Genomic DNA, 16,220 nt, shown 5'->3' with positions numbered 1-16,220 from the left:
AAAGGGATAAAATAAGCGTAATAAGGTAGCAATACGCAATTTAGGGATGATATTGGAGGAATGTGCGAGATGAGTAAGTATCACATCGTGGTCGTTGGTTGCGGCAGCATGGCGAATGTATGGGTTGAGTATATGTTAAAACGTGAGGATAGCGACATTGTTGCGCTTGTTGATATTAAGACGGAATTCGCACAAGCCATGGCTGACCGCCATGGTCTTTCCTGCGGCGTCTATACCAATCTAGAGCAAGCTATTCAGGAAAGCGGTGCTAATCTGGTGCTGGACATCACGATTCCGTCCAGCCATTTCCAGGTGTGCGGTACTGCACTTCGGCAGGGATGTGATGTCTTCGGTGAGAAGCCGATGGCCGCAACAATGGCGGAAGCGCGGGAGCTAATTCAGCTGGCGGAGCGGACGGGAAGATCCTTCTCCGTCATGCAGAACCGCCGCTACGACGCGAACATCCGTGCACTGCGTGAAATCATCAACGCGGGAACGATCGGCCGCGTTGGTTATGTCGGCGCCGATTTCTTCTTGGGGCCGCATTTTGGGGGCTTTCGCGAGGCGATGGAAAGCCCGCTCATTCTAGACATGGCGATCCATACCTTCGATCAGGCTCGGTTTATTACGGGGGCAGACCCCGTTTCGGTGTACTGCCAAGAATTCAATCCGCCCGGCTCGTGGTACGCCGGGAATGCCTCTGCGATCTGCATCTATGAGCTATCAGACGGCTCTGTGTTTTGTTATCGCGGCTCCTGGTGCGCGGAAGGGGCGCCGACCTCATGGGAGGCGGCTTGGCGTGTGACCGGCGAGCAGGGCACCGCTCTTTGGGACGGAAGCGGCGTGCCGTATGCCGAGATCGTAGCGGCCGGCGACCAAGCCGGCAAGTTCATCCGCGACTACACGAGAGTGGACGCGGAAGTGAACTGGCCCGGCCGCAGCGGCCATGCCGGCTGCCTGGACGAGATGTTCGCGGCGCTGGAAGAAGGCCGCCGCGCGGAGACGGACTGCCGCGACAACATCAAGAGCATGGCGATGGTGCTGGGTGCGCTTGAAAGCGCCAAGCTTGGTCAGAAGGTTGATCTGAGGAACTACTGGAACTAGGATGCTGTATGTGCAGCTGCCGCAAGCTGGTAGTTGAAGCCTGCTGATTCGCTGATGTCTACGTAAATTCTGGCTGCAGCGGTATTCTTCTACTTGTAGCAGTAACTCCGCACTTATAGTATATGCAACATTTCGCTCATCGCTTGGGACAAAGTTGTACAGAGTCAGCTGCTATTATGCGAGTTCATATTGGATTTTTAACAAAGTGGCGAGCGGTTTACCAACAAGATGCAGAATGTGCAGCAAATCTCAGATTATTTAAACTACTGAGGAGTTTATATGCATCTTGTACATCTAATTTTCATATTTCAGCCTAAATGAGCCAAATTCTTCGAATTAGCTGTACTATTGCACCTAGAATTAAAAGTGGACATCTCTTAAGTGAAACTAAGATAATATCAATAAGAGGGAGAGGTGTCCGGGATGGAACGAAATCGTTATAGTGAAGAATTTAAGAAGCAGACAGTGAAGTACATCTTAGAGCAAGGTAAATCAATGCCGCAGATGTCCGAAGAGCTCGGGATATCTGCGGGTGTTCTGCACAACTGGAAAGCTACATACCGTGACGAATTTCAGACGGAGTCAGTAATTACTCCGGAAAGAGTGCGCCAGCTTGAGCAACAGTTACGTGAAAAAGATCTGGAGTATCAGGAGAAAGAACGCCAAAATCAAGATCTCCAAGAGGAACTCGCTATTTTAAAAAAGGCGCTGCACATCTTCAGCAAAGAAAAGAACTAAGGTTCCAATTCATCGAGGATCATCGCTCCGAGTTTCGATTGGAGAAGATGTGTGACGTGCTACAAGTGTCTAGGAGCGGCTATTACAAATGGAAAACTGTTGTTGTGTCCGAGCGTAACAAGCGCAAAGAGGAACTAACTAAACGCATTAAGTGGCATTTTTATGATTCGGATGAAACTTATGGCAGCCCGAGGATATTCAAAGAACTTGTGAAAGAAGGCTGGACCGTAGCGGAACGTACGGTGGGTCTTATTATGCGCGAACATGGATTACGTTCGTGTATGGCGCGGAAGTTCAGGGTCACTACGACAGATTCTAATCACGATCAGCCCATTGCTCCCAATATCCTTGAGCAAGACTTTAAAGCAACGAAACCAAATGAAAAGTGGGTAGCTGACATAACCTACATTCCTTGCCGTCAAGGGAGGCTCTATCTGGCTAGCATCATGGATCTGCACACGAAACAAATCGTTGGATGGAAACTTAGCGATCGAATGACGACTGACTTGGTAATGGATGCGCTAAATCAGGCATACGCCTCAAAGAAGCCAGGCAAAGGCCTTATCCATCATTCTGATCGCGGCTCCCAGTATGCCTCAAAGGAGTACCGTGAGCAGTTAGCAAGCTACGGTATGAAGCCAAGCATGAGTCGTAAGGGCAACTGTTATGACAATGCTTGTATTGAGGCTTTTCACAGCATCTTAAAACGTGAGTGTATCTATAGCAAACCCAAATTTAAGACGAAGCAAGAAGCGCAGGAGAAGTTGTTCCGATACCTCGAAATCTTTTACAACCGGAAACGATCTAACAGCACGATTGGCTACATGTCTCCGTTACGCTTCGAAAAGTTGTACTACCAGAACGCAGCTTAACTAAAGAAGTGTCCACTTTCTTGACAGAAGAGCATATTTGCAGTATCTCTCGTGAAATTTCCTGTTGGGACAAAATTAGCTGCACTTTTTGCATCAAACTGAGGACCTAGCTGCAACCGTAGTGTCTCAATAGCTCCCATTGCTACTTTTGGCACCTTAGGGATGAAATCAACCTAAAAGAAGCCAAAACCGGTCTTATTCTATTTTATGACCACGTTACATAAAAACAAAGAAGAGGTTAAACAGAAAACTCTGTTTAGCCTCTTCTTGCCATTTAATGAATATCTTTCTTTTTAAATCTACCGCCTTTAACATCATGAATATTGCCTATGGCGAGGAAAGCTTTGGGATCCAATTCGTCCAAGATGGACTTCAGCTTGGCTTCTTCCAATCGGGTGATTACGCTGAAGATCACTTTCTTGTCATCTCCTGTAAAGGCGCCTTCGCCTTTAAGGTAGGTTACGCCGCGGCCAAGTCGGGATGTTATGGTGTCCCCAATTTTGTCGGACTCATCGCTGATGATCCAGACGGCTTTGGATTGATCCAGGCCTTCGATGGTGATATCAATCATTTTGAAGGCAATGTAATACGCAATGAGCGAGTACATCGCATGATCCCAACCGAAGACAAAGCCTGCGCTGGCGAGAATAAACAGATTGAAAAACATCACGATTTCGCCGACGGAGAATGGCGACTTTTTGCTAAATACAATGGCTACAATTTCTGTTCCATCGAGAGAACCGCCAGAGCGAATGACTAATCCTACACCAATACCAAGTATGATTCCACCGAATACTGCAGCTAGCAAAGGATCAATGGTAATTGCTTGTACCGGATGCAGCAGGGAGGTTCCTATGGACATAAGGACGACAGAGAATAAGGTGGAGATGGCAAATGTTTTGCCGATTTGTTTGTACCCTAAAAGTAAGAAAGGGACATTCAAAATAACGAGAAACACGCCTAATGGGATTTTTGTCAAATGTGAGACGATGATTGAAATCCCTACAACGCCTCCATCAATAATATTGTTGGGGACTAAGAAAATTTCTAAACCAATAGAAAATAAGGCAGATCCGACGATCATAAAAATAATTCTACGTATAAATTTAATGCGGGTTAACTTTTGATGTTGGGAGCGTGCTTGTTCAGTTCCAGCTGTTAGGTTTGACATAAAGGGTTCCTCTTTTCCACATTTTCATTCAGTTGGGTTCTAATGAATAATGAAGAATGAGGCCTGTGTAACCCGATATGAATTTGAGAAAAGCTAATAAGATACCTTTCAGTCGCTCCCATATGTTAGATAATATAAAAATAATAAAAACAACAAATACGGTCATTTCATATTGTTTATCATAATCATCGTGCCACTGAATCTTGTCTTCGTGAGCTCGTAATGTGTCTCTGGATGGCGGATGTGCTTGAACGGTTAAGACATGGGTCGTATTGGATAATACGATGCTATCGGTATCGAAAGAATAGTGGTGTGAAATTGGCGGTGTCAAAGGAAATACGAACAACCCAAGAATGATCCAGACCAAAATCGTCCATTGCCATTTATGTTTAAAATGATGCAGGAGCATTCCCTCCAATCATGTTTTGTAACCAAATTTGCTTGAATTGTAGCACTTCAGTCCCACTGAGTCAAACCTGAAAGCGGTATCATTTTTATATTCAAATCATGAACGGCGTGATAAGATTGGAGTGTATATGTGATTTCAAAGTTGTAAGCGCACTCATGTTGTACTCCTTCTCAAAATTCCTTCAAACGCTTGACCTTAACCTTAGGTTAAGGTTTATTCTTAGAAAAACTTGAAGGAGGAATGAGCATGTCTCGTGATACTAATATTTATCAAGATAACACTGAAACATACGATCTATTAATTAGTAAGCAACCAAATTTAGCAAAGGTAATTCATGAGATAAGGCCTTATGCGCATTTGGATGTGATAGACTTAGGAGCAGGTACTGGAAGGCTTTCCATGTTTCTGGCCGAAGAAGCCAATTCACTTTGGTGTCTGGATAGCTCAAAGGCCATGCTTCGTGTGTTAGAGAAAAAGTTAACTTCATCATCTTCTAAAACTAACTGGCGGACGATTGTTTCCGACCATAGAGCCCTGCCAATTGAGGACGCTAGCAAGGATCTCGTCGTAGCAGGGTGGAGCTTATGTTATCTTGCTAGCTCGAATAACGTGGGTTGGGAGAATAATTTGAAACAAATGATGTCTGAAATTAGACGCATTCTTAGACCAAGCGGAACAGCGATTATTCTGGAGACTTTGGGAACAGGTTTTGCGAAACCGACGAGATATGATTATTTGGCACCTTATTACCAGTTGTTAGAAACCGAATATGGGTTTGAACACACCTCGCTAGCCACCGATTATAAGTTCAAAGATGTGGATGAGGCTGTACAATTAACCTCCTATTTCTTTGGGGAGGATTTTGGAATGCAAGTAAGGGCAAATAATTGGCATGTGGTGCCTGAGTATGCGGGTATTTGGTATAAGCATTTCCATTAGCAGCACCAAAAATTATCGTAATAACTTATAATAGACAATTATCCATGGATATAGTCCAATAGACCTATAGAGTTTGTGAATTGCATGGTTTAGAAAATGATCCAGCATCCTTGGGGGGAGTTTGCTTGTTGAGGATCTCATTACAGAAATACAATTGGTTGAAGTATGTGATAGCAGGCATCGTTACTTTAAGTTTATACATCGGTTTAAATCACATCATCACCGTTGAAGGAGCCGATAATAATCCGCGATTCATGATGCTTCGGTTAGAGGACATAGGTCCTGGAGGCTATTATAGTACACCTGAAGGGCTCGGAAAGTTGAGAGCCGTCTTTGATTATTTGCATCAGCAGCATGTTCACTATAGTATGGCGGTCATCCCGCGTTGGATCAATATAAGTCAAGACGGTAAACGTTATGATCGCGCTATTGATCAGTTGGATAATGACTATATTCAAGCTTTTGATCGAGTTCTACGCGAAGCTGCGGAGCATGGCGGATCTATTGGCATGCATGGTTATACGCATCAAGTGGGTGATGTTTATCGTGAGGATGGACATCAAGCCTCCGGTATTGGCAACGAATTTAATATCGTTGATAAGCCTGAAACTGCGACTACTGCTTTTGCGGAACAGCGTGTGCAAGAAGGTTATCGCCGTTTTCGCCTTGCTAATTTATCACCTCATTTCTGGGAAGCGCCGCATTATCATACAACACCCGAACAGGATAAGGTGTTTCGTTCGTATTTCGGCCTTTTTTATCAACCTGATGTTACGATCGATTCCAACCCACCTGCAGCGCAATATATGAATGTTCTTAATAAGGGGTTTGGAAATACGTCGTTTGGCAATGTGTTCGTACCGACAACACTTTCCTATATCCCTAGTGGTAAAGATGAGAAGTTTATTCTAAATCAAATGGGGAAAACAGAGCGAATTAACTCATTTTTCTATCATCCTTTTTTGGAGTTCAGCTATCTCGTGCCGGTCGTGGATGATTGGGGAGAACAGATACTGAAGGACGGTATACCGCAATATCAATACGCTGGTGAGAATAAAAGTGTGTTACAAAGGTTAATCACGCAAATTCAATTGAAGGGTTATCCGTTCTATTCCATTCATGATTACATACCGTTTGCACCATCTGTGAGTTTGAAAGTTGGAAGCTCAAAATCCACACTCGTACAAATCGGCAATGTATCAGGCAGGAATCAAGATGACATTGTGACATGGGATAAGAAGACCTCCAATCTGTCGGTCATTCAAGCTCAGTACGATGGATTACGTAATGAAAACCAACCTGCACCAAGGGTTTGGGCGTCCTTGCCGTATACAGATGGCTCATCATTTACACTTAATAGTATGAATGACCGCCGTAAAAAAGGTCTTTGGGTCGTTCGACCTTCTGGCAAGCTGGAAAGCTACGCATCCAATGGGACTTCGTTCGAGCGACAACAAATTTGGGCGATTCCGGCTAAACGTTGGTATGATTTGTATGAATTGCGTCAGTCCAATGGGGACTGTATCCTTGCCGGTCAATCGCAAGATCGAAGTCAACTTCTAGGTGTATACATGCATGGTGGGAAAGTTAAAGAAATTAAGCCTTACACATTTAGGTCCAATTCTTCCAGGGATCTACTTGTGAAGAATTTACGAAATGAAGACAGTCAACGCTTGTTTTTGTTCAAAGAGAATACCTCCCAAGGCGTGGAATTTGAATTGGATACAGTGAACTTGCAATGGAAGCTGAATAAGGTTTCATTGAACATTCCCGATGAGCTTGGCGGCATCCGATTCGGCGATTTTAACGGGGATGGCAAGGAAGATATTTTACGCTCTGACTCCAAAAATTTAACGAACCGAGTGTATCTACAAACATCGGAGAATGAATACAAGCTACTCTCGGTTTTTGGACCATGGGGCCGAGCGAATGGACGTATCACCGTTGCAGATTTCGATGGAAACGGGAAAGTTGATATCGCGATGTTACCAAACGATGAGGGGCAATTAGATGTTGCTTTATCCTATCAAAGTCTGAATGTTAATGAATAATTAGCAGATAAGGGGCCATTTGGCTCCTTTTTTTGCTATATTTATACAATTTACAATGCAAGCAGCAATCTGATAAAATCAGTTAAATGTTAGTGGGATTTTAAGGAAGTCTGATAGGGATATGTTGATGAAGGGGGATCATTTTGAGAACACCTATTTTATATGGCTCTGTGCATGTGTTGTTTTATCGAAACGAAGAAGTTTTATTATTGAAGCGACAAAATACCGGCTTTCAAGACGGCAATTGGAGCGTTGTTGCAGGCCGAATGGATGGCGGTGAAGAGGTCATCGCAGCTGCAATAAGAGAAGCGAAAGAAGAAGCAGGGGTTGTCATCAAGCCTACAGATATTGAAATTATCGGTGTCATGCATCGTAAAAATACGACCTCGGAATGGGTGGACTTCTTTCTAAATGTACATAGCTGGCAGGGGGAGATCACGAATAAAGAGCCAGAGAAGTGCGAGCAATTGAAATGGTTTCATTTGCGGGAGCTTCCTGACAATATGGTTACATATATTCGGCTTGCCTTAGAGAAGAAACAACAGGGACTCTGGTTTGAAAGTGTGGGATGGTGAGTATATGAGTAGTACTAAGATTGAGATCAGAGATATCCGGGTAGAAGAAGCGAAGGCGTATTGGGCGCTGCGGCTTGAGGCACTGCATAAACACCCTGATGCGTTCGGTGCAGCATATGAAGAATCGGTTCTGCTGCCTTTAGAAGAAATTGTGAAACGAATTGGTCAAGATAGCAGCAATTATATATTGGGTGCTTTTACAACGGAAGGTCAGCTTATTGGGACAGTAGGTTTTAAAAGAGAGCAAAGTCTAAAGATGAAACATAAAGCCTTTATTTGGGGTGTATACGTATCGGAGAACTACCGCGGGCATGGGATTGCGAAGCAATTAATGGTAGAAGTGATCCGTAGAGGGAATCAGTTGGAAGGTTTAAAGCAAGTGACGCTTAGCGTGGTAACCACGAACGGAGCAGCTATTGACCTTTACCGCAAATTAGGCTTTGAGACGTATGGCGTTGAACGCAATGCTTTGGAATATGCGGGACAGGGCTATGATGAGGAAATGATGGTTTATATGTACAAGAAGCAATAGTTATGGAACCAGGAGAGCTGCCACCCCCGCGGCTCTTTTTTGCAGTAATTTGGACCAGGTGGACTCTGACTGCATACAGTGTAAAAGTGATCCTATTAGACGAAGGTGATGACGTGAGCAGTGTGGTTGGAATTCTTCTAGATCGAAAAACTTATTTGGGTATTCACAGGCAGCAGACCGGATATGAACGAATCGATCTTTATAATAATGCCGCTGAAAATCTGGGGATGACGCCATTCTACATGTGCCTTCAGCATATCAATGAGAAGTCTGTTTTAGGCTTATGCTATGAAAATAAAAAGTATCGACTCATTAGGCTGCCTATTCCCAAAGTCACTCATAATCGTGCGATGACCCTTACGCCGTATTTACAAAAGCAATTAAGTCTTCTTTCCAAATCAAGTATTGTATTCAATGGGCAAAATCGCCATGATAAACTTCGTATTCACAAGTTATTATCGACATTCAAAGCAATTCGAGAGTATCTTCCTGAAACTATGGCTTACTCAAGAGAGCAAATGGTAGATGCTATGAAAAGATTTTCATCTCTATACATTAAACCGACGAATAGCAGTGTTGGTAAAGGGGTGATTAAAGTCACTCAGAAGGAAAACGAGGATTGGCAGGTTTGCTGGAGTAATAACGAACCGAAAATGCTTAGTGAAAAGAAAGCCCAAGATTTTATCCATGAAAAGGTTGGAAAACAAAGCTATCTCATCCAACAAGCGATTTCATTGGCAACGTATAATGGTCGACCCTACGATCTAAGGATTTCCGCCCAGCGCGGGGATAAAGGAAAGTGGCAGATTACGGGTATTGCAGGCAAAGTTGCAGCGTCAGGTAGACATGTTACGAATTTGGCTAAAGGCGGAGAAGCTAGACGATGTGAAGAATTGTTTCGGGCTAGCGGCTTTGATCCATACCGAATAAAGGCATCTGTTGAGCAAGTATCTCTGTTGATCGTTGAAAACCTAAGTGAGCGCATCCCATCTATGGCTGACGTCGGACTGGATGTTGGCGTTGACCTGAATGGGCGAGTTAAACTTATCGAAGTGAATGGAAGAGATCAACGGTATGAATTTAAGCAATTAAAAATGCATCAGACTTTTAATAATACGTATGAGACACCGTTAAGATATGCTAAGTTTCTATTAAACCGATGAAGATCAATTAATCCAGCCCTATCTTTTGCGGGGCTATTACATAGTTAATAGAAGAAATGGGGAATAACACTACTATAATTGGCTTATTCAACTAGGACACAAACAGCGTGATTGGAATAAACTTTAATATGACGCTGTAAAGGTGGAATTCGAGGTGAAAAGTCGTTTGTTAATTATCAAAATGAATTTATTGCCCTGGTATAACGAACTTGATGATAATCTAGATATCCATCATTCCGAATTTCCAGGGCTTGTCCGTGATCAAATAGTAGCAATTGGCGAGTATTCGATAGAATTCATAAGTCGATTTGAAACGAGATTGAGGCAAATTAACGAAATTACTTAGCAAATTTGTAAGCTCGATACTCTTTGTACCATTGAAATAACCATACTCCTAATGTGAAGTAGACCCCGCTAGCTAAGTATCCGCCCAAGACATCACTCGGGTAATGAACTCCAAGATAAATTCGACTTATTCCAATAAGAACGATCATGATGCTGCAAATGATGATAGTGATGCTTCTACTGATTCTCGTAGAGAGGTGCCGCCAAAGGAGAAAAGCAAGCGACGCGTAAAGCGCGAAGGCTTCCATAGAATGCCCACTGGGAAAGCTGTAGCCAGTTTCTTGGATAAGTCTATGCAAGTCGGGTCTTTGACGAGCAAAATACAATTTGAGGAGCAAATTAACAATACCAGTACCAGCAACTATGGAAATAAAGAAAATGAGCTCAAAACGATGATGTAAAACAAAATAAAGAAAAAGTATGGCAGTGAGGGCAATGACGACAACGATCGGGGTTGAACCAATGAAAGTGAATACTTTCATGAATAGGGTGAGTCCAGGCGATTCCATTCCTTGAATGAGACTAATGACATTGTGATCGAAATGCGCGATTCGTTGGCCTTGAATCTGGGTAGCAACAAGGGAGAAGCAAATAAGTGAAAAGATGCAAAGAATGAGGACAAAGGTAATTTTAAGTTTCGGGATCATGTAGGTTCTCCAAATTCACAAGTTTTAATATTTACAAATATTTAGTATAACATATGGTTATTTATGTATACGAGCCTATTACTATTTAAAGGTATTTCATCATGCCTCTAGAATTATGGATCATGAAGAGGTGATCTAATGGTGTTATATCATTTTAGCCATGAACCCGATATTGAGGTATTCATCCCAAGAGTAAAGGCAAATCGTACAGATATGCCTCCAGTCGTTTGGGCAATAGACCCTGAGCATGCCTTTACTTTTTATGTGCCACGGAATTGTCCGCGCATTGTGTACAAGAGAACAGAAACGATGAGTGAAGAAGATGAGCGAACATTTTTTGGAGTAAGTTCCTCTGACACGGTTATGGTGGTGGAGAACGATTGGTATTCACAAATCAGTCAGACAACGATGTATCGGTATACATTTGCAAGAGAAGGCTTTGAAATGTTTGATGAAACCGCAGGTTACTTCATTTCTGAGCAAACGGTCAGACCATTGGACATGCAGCCCATTAGTCAATTATTAGATCAATTGATGGCATTAAATATTGAAGTGAGATTTACGCCAAGTTTAATTAAACTTAGAGAAGCTATTCTTGCTTCGACGCTTACTGATTTTGGCATCCATCGATTTGAACATGCGAAACGTGTTTAAATCATTTTAAATTTATTAGAGTTTGAATCTTTCGATCTGCTCCCATTTATTCTCGAGTTCTAATATTCGCTTTTGCATGGGGCCAAAGAGGTCGAAATGGGGATAGGAAGGACTATAGTGAATATATTGCGGGTCTAATCCATGTGATATACACCATTTGGATAGTCGATCCAAGTCAGAACACCCCACTTTCGTGACGGTTCGAATGCCAACAAAGCGTTTATCCAACCAGTAATGAGTCAAAAAGGCAATTTCGCCGCGGCTAACGGCAGCCTTCCATTGTTGAAGTTCTTCTCTTTTTATGCCAAAGGCCATTGAGATTCCATCCTTTTTGCTTAGAATTCATAAAAGTGTGTTATAATTATACAATATAAGACAAGAAGAGGCAGGGAATGACCTGCTTCTTTTTATTTTTAAAAATGAATTTGGCTTTTGTATTGCTTCATACCCATAAAAACAAGTAAAATAGAAGAGAAGCATTATTTGATCGATGTAAAGCCAACGATGCCAACAAGGGATTGGATCCTTTTCAATGAGGAAGAACCAGACGGTCAGCATGTTTTTACCACAAGAAAATAATCGGTTTTATAGGAAAAGGGGACATTTAAAAGTGAACGTTCAATTAAATTTTACGAACAAGGGAAAACTGGTTATTGAAAATTTTAACAATGAGGAATTACTTGAAATTTTCAGCCGATACATCAACACGTTAACAAAGAAATACGCGGTAGATGTTAAGGTCCTTGCAGAAGCTAATCAGAACATTGTCGAAGACGGTTCATTCAAAGTTATCCTTTCCAATGTACAGTGTGATGTTGAAACTTTTTTCAAAGAACTCGGAAGAGACATTAAAGTGCCTTTGAAAAAAAGATCAGATGGAAAATTGGAGAATGTGTTTAAAATCCAGGTTATTGAGTAGGTTACGGAGGCTTGTATGCTTAGTTTAGAGGAAAAATTAGCTATCGTGGAATCTTTTCCCGAGTTAGAACGGAAAAATGTATCACTTGGCCGGATTAATTTTCATTATGAAGAAAGTGCTTATGATAAGAAGACGGTTGTTTATCACCTGCACCCAAACGGAAATGGATTTGTATACGCTGAATATATCAAAGGATATGCTACGGATAACAAAGGGTTAATAAATATTCGTGATTTCAGCGCGGAAGAGCTTCGAGACATTATCGAGAAGTCGATTCATTCTTTAACGGGTAAGACATCCAAGAAGATTCCAAAGCATGAAACAGACCAACAAGAAGAGAATTGGATAGATGAAGACGGCCATCTCTTGGTCGTTACCTTTGTTGAAGATTTATGGTATATCTATGCCGGAAGCAATCTAGACTGCGCCTTTGAAACCTATGAAGAGGTTCAAGAGTATCTGGACGAAGAAGGATTCACTAGAAAGTAAATTTTATCGCAAAATATCAAGAAAACCTCATCTGTGGATGAGGTTTTTTTTCATGAAGATGACTGGGTGAAGGCAGCTTGTTAAAAATGTTAATTGTACTCCACCCTCATCAGAGAGCTATTTGTGCTATAATTGATGGAAAATTGATCTAGCAGCAATTGATTCTAGTGGGGGTATTTTCGTGAAATTTAGACCTTGTATCGATTTACACAACGGAAAAGTTAAACAAATCGTAGGTGAGACATTAAGTACGGAGGGGAAGGAAATCATTGAAAACTTTGTTTCCTCTTATGACTCAACCTATTATGCCGCGATGTTCAAAAGGGATCATCTACTTGGAGGGCATGTCATCATGCTTGGTGACGGGAATAAGGATGAAGCCGTGAACGCGCTGCGAGAGTATCCTGGCGGTTTGCAAATTGGCGGTGGTATTCATGCGGAGAATGCTAGCTACTATCTTGAACAAGGTGCTTCGCACGTCGTTGTTACCTCCTATATTTTCCGCGACGGGAAATTGAATATGGACAATCTTAACCGAATCGTAGCTGAGGTAGGAAAGAATAATTTGGTCATAGATCTCAGCTGTAAGGAGAAAGATGGCAAATGGTTCGTCGCTACTAACCAATGGAAGCAAATAAGTGACTTTGAATTGAATCATGAAAACATTCGGTTTTTGGAACAATATTGTGATGAGTTTCTAATTCATGCTGTTGATGTTGAGGGCAAACAAAGCGGGATTCAGCAAAGCTTGGTCAGTACGCTGGCTGAATGGGTTGTTATACCTACTACCTACGCAGGAGGAGCAAGATCATTCGCGGATCTTGAGCTATTCAAAGAGTTGTCCCGCGGGAAGCTCGATATCACCATTGGGAGTGCCTTAGATATTTTCGGTGGCAAGCTTTCCTATGATGAAGTCGTGAAATATATGAACGAGTTAACTTAGTTAAAAGCAGCAGATACCTTATGATTGGGGTGTCTGCTCTTTTACGATTCGGTGAAATAGGAGATGTTTGAGGGATGGCACGCTGGCAAAGACTTTACTATTTGGGTATGGTTTTAGCCCTGATATTAGCTGTAACAGGGGAATTAATTTGGCTGCCTGATCCCTTGCGTTTGGGTACAAGGATTTATTGGATAGATGCGATTGATCTGCTGATCTATGCTCTTGCCTTGATTCCTATTATTTGGATGGCTGGCGCATTATGGCATATGTTCTCGCAAAGAAGTATCTGGCTTCGCGTTCGAAGCATCGCGATAATCGCAGCTTCCTTGGCAAGTGTCATTATTCTGCTAACGATTCCGAAGAAAGTTGAAATTTCGGTGAGTACTTTTCTTATAACTTGGTTATTAGTATTTATAAATTTATTTTTCCATGAACGGATGCGTCGCAAGGTGCCTGTTCAGAGTATAACCGTGTTTGGTTCCATTTTGTGTCTATTGCTTGTGATGTTCTGGCCGACGAATTCCATGGTCACTTACCCAGGATTGACCTTAAATATGAATCGTTACGCTCAGGCGGGTGGGGGAAATGTTCATGGTGATATTTCGGGTGTGCTCGTCTTTGAGCGACCAGCATTCCCAATCGATTGGCTATATGCGAAGCTTTTTCCTAAGTATACATTTGAGCCGAAGAATCTCGGTATGTCTCTAGGGGAGTACAACCAAGAAGTTCGCACGATGAAGGAGGATGCGAACGCCGCAGGAAGTGCAATTGCTTATCAGAAACTAGGTAAGGGCAAGGGAATCACCTCGCATGGGGTTCGCATTACGGCGATTCTAAAAGATAGCCCCGGCGCTGGCGTCTTACAGCTAAGTGATGTGATCGAGAAAGTAAATGATGATAGCGTTACTACGGTACAAGAGCTGACAGCCCGCATGAAAATGACCAAGCCCGGAGATCAAGTGAAGGTGTTGGTGCTGCGCGGCGGGCAGCAAGTTAGTCTATCGGTTAAGACACGGGAAAATCCGGATGATCCGAGCCGTGCTGCTTTCGGCATTCAAGTTGCGAATGAGGTGCAATATGATATTCCAGACCCGGTGAAATATCATAACTATCTGCTGCATGAGGGAGGACCCTCGCATGGTGCAGTGTTGGCACTAACATTGATTGATCAGCTCACACCATGCGGTGTTACATATGGGAATCGTGTAGCAGGCACGGGTACCATGGAACCCGATGGTTCGATTGGTCCAGTTGGTGGCTTAGAGCAGAAAGCCTATAGTGTCAGCAGAACGAATGCCGATGTATTCTTTGTTCCAGCTCAAAACGAGGCAGAAGCAAGACGAGGAGCACCCGGGCTGCTAATTGTACCTGTGCATACGATTGACGATATGTTGAATTGGTTGCGAGATAATCCTAAGCAAAAAAATCAGTCAACTTGCACTTAAACTAAAAAAGCGCATGTTGTCACATCAACAACTGCGCTTTTTCATAGTTTTCTTAGTCATACTCATATTTTCTTAACAATATTTGTATAAAATATATAAATAATAGACTATTCACTGGAGGTCATGCACGATGGACTCGTTAATTGAACTAGAGAAGAAAATAGAAGCTAAAAGAGATGAGCTTAACCATGCTGGAAACATGTACGAGCTGCGCTCCGAGTTCATATTGCGATTATCCAGTGAGTTGGATGAATTATTAAATACTTATCAATTATTGATAGCTTGTTAGTCTCTAGATGCTTCATAAATCTTTCGTGCAATAAGCTTCGGCTCGTATTCCGTTGTTGACATATGATCACCGTGTGTTTGAATAAATCGATATAATCCCAGTCGGCTTGACATATGCGGATGCCAGCCATAATCTGGATTTCCAAGTGGTATGACTGTATCTTCCATCAGATGGACATAGCTTTTGGGTACTTGCAGGCTGTAAAATTTCTTCAAATCAAACTTTTCAAATAAGGGCCCAGCTGGTTCGGGTGTAACTTTTTTATAGAGCTGTTGAGCTTGCGCATAACTTGCTAGATTGGCAAAGGATTCTCTGAAAAAAGGAAATGGAAGCATCACTGTATTGTCTTTAGAGCTTTCTATGAGCTGTTTAAACATGGCTTGCATAGAAGGAGGAAACTCATCGGCTAGCGATCCACCATCTTTAACTACAAAAGCGTTCATGAAAACGAGTCGTTTCAGACGATCGGGGATAAGCTCTGCTACTTTTTGGACTAAACTTCCACCGAAGCTGTGGCCAACCAAGATAATGTTTTTTAAATTGCGAGATGTTACGTAATCGGCGATGGATTTGGTCATCACTGCATGTGTAACATTCTTGTTAGGGTCAGCGCCATGTCCTGGGTATTCAGGAACATAGACGGTATGGCCTTTTTTACGTAATTCAGACGCAACCCCGGACCAAAAGCTTGTATCTGCCCACGAGCCGTGAATCAGTACAAAAGTGAGAGGCTGATCTCTTTCACGGTACTCATGTTCATAATCCCGAGCCCAAGGAGCCTGAGTCATGTAAGGCCATGCGGGATGCGGAATCGGGGGGTGGTTCGTATGCTGAAACGGCCAAGCTTGAAGTGGTTGCGGCGGGTTAGAATAATTGTAGGTCATAATGGTCTTCCTCTCGAAGTTTATGCATTAGTCTATGCCCAGAATGCCCAA

The 16,220-nt window shown here is 42.6% G+C and carries 19 protein-coding genes; 14 read left to right on the top strand and 5 right to left on the bottom strand.

Annotation, left to right across the window (positions count from 1 at the left end; translation table 11 throughout):
- Window positions 1-69 precede the first annotated feature (69 nt).
- The 3 genes from NYR53_RS18950 (at window position 70) to NYR53_RS18940 (ending at window position 2,714) form a co-directional block, all read left to right on the top strand.
- Entirely contained in the window at window positions 70-1,104 is a 1,035-nt protein-coding gene (locus NYR53_RS18950; protein WP_261300802.1) for a Gfo/Idh/MocA family protein, read from the top strand.
- Between the two features lie 423 nt (window positions 1,105-1,527).
- Window positions 1,528-1,842 (top strand): transposase, encoded by a 315-nt coding sequence (locus NYR53_RS18945; RefSeq protein WP_261300801.1) that lies wholly within the window; start codon window positions 1,528-1,530, stop codon window positions 1,840-1,842.
- Between the two features lie 11 nt (window positions 1,843-1,853).
- A complete protein-coding gene (locus NYR53_RS18940; protein ID WP_261306429.1) occupies window positions 1,854-2,714 on the top strand; it encodes an IS3 family transposase in 861 nt (286 codons plus the stop codon).
- 274 nt (window positions 2,715-2,988) lie between these two features.
- Here NYR53_RS18940 and NYR53_RS18935 read toward each other — a convergent pair whose 3' ends face one another.
- Both NYR53_RS18935 and NYR53_RS18930 read right to left on the bottom strand, forming a co-directional pair.
- Entirely contained in the window at window positions 2,989-3,885 is an 897-nt protein-coding gene (locus tag NYR53_RS18935; protein ID WP_261300800.1) for a YitT family protein, read from the bottom strand.
- A gap of 28 nt (window positions 3,886-3,913) precedes the next feature.
- Complete coding sequence (locus NYR53_RS18930; RefSeq protein WP_261300799.1) at window positions 3,914-4,303, bottom strand: hypothetical protein; 390 nt, start codon at window positions 4,301-4,303, stop codon at window positions 3,914-3,916.
- 237 nt (window positions 4,304-4,540) lie between these two features.
- On the opposite strand from NYR53_RS18930, the gene NYR53_RS18925 reads away from it, so the two are divergent.
- The 5 genes from NYR53_RS18925 to NYR53_RS18905 all read left to right on the top strand — a co-directional run bounded on the left by NYR53_RS18925 (window position 4,541) and on the right by NYR53_RS18905 (window position 9,554).
- Window positions 4,541-5,233 (top strand): class I SAM-dependent methyltransferase, encoded by a 693-nt coding sequence (locus tag NYR53_RS18925; RefSeq protein WP_261300798.1) that lies wholly within the window; start codon window positions 4,541-4,543, stop codon window positions 5,231-5,233.
- A gap of 128 nt (window positions 5,234-5,361) precedes the next feature.
- Window positions 5,362-7,284 carry a DUF2334 domain-containing protein gene (locus tag NYR53_RS18920; RefSeq protein ID WP_261300797.1) on the top strand — a complete coding sequence of 641 codons (1,923 nt, stop codon included), beginning with the start codon at window positions 5,362-5,364 and terminating at the stop codon, window positions 7,282-7,284.
- 143 nt (window positions 7,285-7,427) lie between these two features.
- Window positions 7,428-7,859 carry an NUDIX hydrolase gene (locus tag NYR53_RS18915; protein WP_261300796.1) on the top strand — a complete coding sequence of 144 codons (432 nt, stop codon included), beginning with the start codon at window positions 7,428-7,430 and terminating at the stop codon, window positions 7,857-7,859.
- 4 nt (window positions 7,860-7,863) lie between these two features.
- Entirely contained in the window at window positions 7,864-8,391 is a 528-nt protein-coding gene (locus NYR53_RS18910) for a GNAT family N-acetyltransferase (protein WP_261300795.1), read from the top strand.
- A gap of 113 nt (window positions 8,392-8,504) precedes the next feature.
- Window positions 8,505-9,554, top strand: a complete 1,050-nt coding sequence (locus NYR53_RS18905) for a YheC/YheD family endospore coat-associated protein (RefSeq protein ID WP_261300794.1) — start codon at window positions 8,505-8,507, stop codon at window positions 9,552-9,554.
- A 338-nt stretch (window positions 9,555-9,892) separates the two neighbouring features.
- Here NYR53_RS18905 and NYR53_RS18900 read toward each other — a convergent pair whose 3' ends face one another.
- Window positions 9,893-10,546, bottom strand: coding sequence for a phosphatase PAP2 family protein (locus tag NYR53_RS18900; RefSeq protein WP_261300793.1), 654 nt, complete (start codon window positions 10,544-10,546; stop codon window positions 9,893-9,895).
- Between the two features lie 138 nt (window positions 10,547-10,684).
- Here NYR53_RS18900 and NYR53_RS18895 point away from each other — a divergent pair, with 138 nt between their 5' ends.
- Window positions 10,685-11,200 (top strand): DUF6886 family protein, encoded by a 516-nt coding sequence (locus tag NYR53_RS18895; protein ID WP_261300792.1) that lies wholly within the window; start codon window positions 10,685-10,687, stop codon window positions 11,198-11,200.
- A gap of 15 nt (window positions 11,201-11,215) precedes the next feature.
- On the opposite strand, the gene NYR53_RS18890 is transcribed toward NYR53_RS18895, so the two are convergent.
- On the bottom strand, window positions 11,216-11,515 hold the full coding sequence (locus NYR53_RS18890; RefSeq protein ID WP_261300791.1) for a hypothetical protein: 300 nt from the start codon (window positions 11,513-11,515) through the stop codon (window positions 11,216-11,218).
- 295 nt (window positions 11,516-11,810) lie between these two features.
- On the opposite strand from NYR53_RS18890, the gene NYR53_RS18885 reads away from it, so the two are divergent.
- The 5 genes from NYR53_RS18885 to NYR53_RS18865 all read left to right on the top strand — a co-directional run bounded on the left by NYR53_RS18885 (window position 11,811) and on the right by NYR53_RS18865 (window position 15,285).
- Window positions 11,811-12,119 carry a hypothetical protein gene (locus tag NYR53_RS18885; RefSeq protein WP_261300790.1) on the top strand — a complete coding sequence of 103 codons (309 nt, stop codon included), beginning with the start codon at window positions 11,811-11,813 and terminating at the stop codon, window positions 12,117-12,119.
- A gap of 15 nt (window positions 12,120-12,134) precedes the next feature.
- Complete coding sequence (locus NYR53_RS18880) at window positions 12,135-12,608, top strand: hypothetical protein (RefSeq protein ID WP_261300789.1); 474 nt, start codon at window positions 12,135-12,137, stop codon at window positions 12,606-12,608.
- 181 nt (window positions 12,609-12,789) lie between these two features.
- On the top strand, window positions 12,790-13,551 hold the full coding sequence (gene hisA / locus NYR53_RS18875; protein ID WP_261300788.1) for a phosphoribosylformimino-5-aminoimidazole carboxamide ribotide isomerase: 762 nt from the start codon (window positions 12,790-12,792) through the stop codon (window positions 13,549-13,551).
- Window positions 13,552-13,625: 74 nt separating this feature from the next.
- Window positions 13,626-14,996, top strand: a complete 1,371-nt coding sequence (locus NYR53_RS18870) for a PDZ domain-containing protein (RefSeq protein ID WP_261300787.1) — start codon at window positions 13,626-13,628, stop codon at window positions 14,994-14,996.
- Window positions 14,997-15,126: 130 nt separating this feature from the next.
- Window positions 15,127-15,285: an aspartyl-phosphate phosphatase Spo0E family protein gene (locus NYR53_RS18865; protein ID WP_261300786.1), complete on the top strand. Its 159-nt coding sequence runs from the start codon at window positions 15,127-15,129 to the stop codon at window positions 15,283-15,285.
- On the opposite strand, the gene NYR53_RS18860 is transcribed toward NYR53_RS18865, so the two are convergent.
- The gene (locus tag NYR53_RS18860; RefSeq protein WP_261300785.1) at window positions 15,282-16,169 is read right to left on the bottom strand and encodes an alpha/beta fold hydrolase; all 888 of its coding nucleotides are present in this window, start codon (window positions 16,167-16,169) and stop codon (window positions 15,282-15,284) included. The two genes, NYR53_RS18865 and NYR53_RS18860, sit on opposite strands and share 4 nt — an antisense overlap.
- Window positions 16,170-16,220 lie beyond the last annotated feature (51 nt).

Source organism: Paenibacillus andongensis (assembly GCF_025369935.1).
Classification (GTDB): Bacteria; Bacillota; Bacilli; order Paenibacillales; family NBRC-103111; genus Paenibacillus_E; species Paenibacillus_E andongensis.
The sequence above is the reverse complement of the archived record's forward strand: the minus strand, read 5'-3'. Positions and strand labels throughout refer to the sequence as shown.

Bases quoted from the DNA above. Each gene is read 5' to 3' on its own strand.
- NYR53_RS18950 (WP_261300802.1), top strand. From the start codon at position 70: ATGAGTAAGTATCACATCGTGGTCGTTGGTTGCGGCAGCATGGCGAAT.
- NYR53_RS18945 (WP_261300801.1), top strand. From the start codon at position 1,528: ATGGAACGAAATCGTTATAGTGAAGAATTTAAGAAGCAGACAGTGAAG.
- NYR53_RS18935 (WP_261300800.1), bottom strand. From the start codon at position 3,885: ATGTCAAACCTAACAGCTGGAACTGAACAAGCACGCTCCCAACATCAA.
- NYR53_RS18925 (WP_261300798.1), top strand. From the start codon at position 4,541: ATGTCTCGTGATACTAATATTTATCAAGATAACACTGAAACATACGAT.
- NYR53_RS18910 (WP_261300795.1), top strand. From the start codon at position 7,864: ATGAGTAGTACTAAGATTGAGATCAGAGATATCCGGGTAGAAGAAGCG.
- NYR53_RS18900 (WP_261300793.1), bottom strand. From the start codon at position 10,546: ATGATCCCGAAACTTAAAATTACCTTTGTCCTCATTCTTTGCATCTTT.
- NYR53_RS18895 (WP_261300792.1), top strand. From the start codon at position 10,685: ATGGTGTTATATCATTTTAGCCATGAACCCGATATTGAGGTATTCATC.
- NYR53_RS18890 (WP_261300791.1), bottom strand. From the start codon at position 11,515: ATGGCCTTTGGCATAAAAAGAGAAGAACTTCAACAATGGAAGGCTGCC.
- NYR53_RS18880 (WP_261300789.1), top strand. From the start codon at position 12,135: ATGCTTAGTTTAGAGGAAAAATTAGCTATCGTGGAATCTTTTCCCGAG.
- NYR53_RS18870 (WP_261300787.1), top strand. From the start codon at position 13,626: ATGGCACGCTGGCAAAGACTTTACTATTTGGGTATGGTTTTAGCCCTG.
- NYR53_RS18865 (WP_261300786.1), top strand. From the start codon at position 15,127: ATGGACTCGTTAATTGAACTAGAGAAGAAAATAGAAGCTAAAAGAGAT.
- NYR53_RS18860 (WP_261300785.1), bottom strand. From the start codon at position 16,169: ATGACCTACAATTATTCTAACCCGCCGCAACCACTTCAAGCTTGGCCG.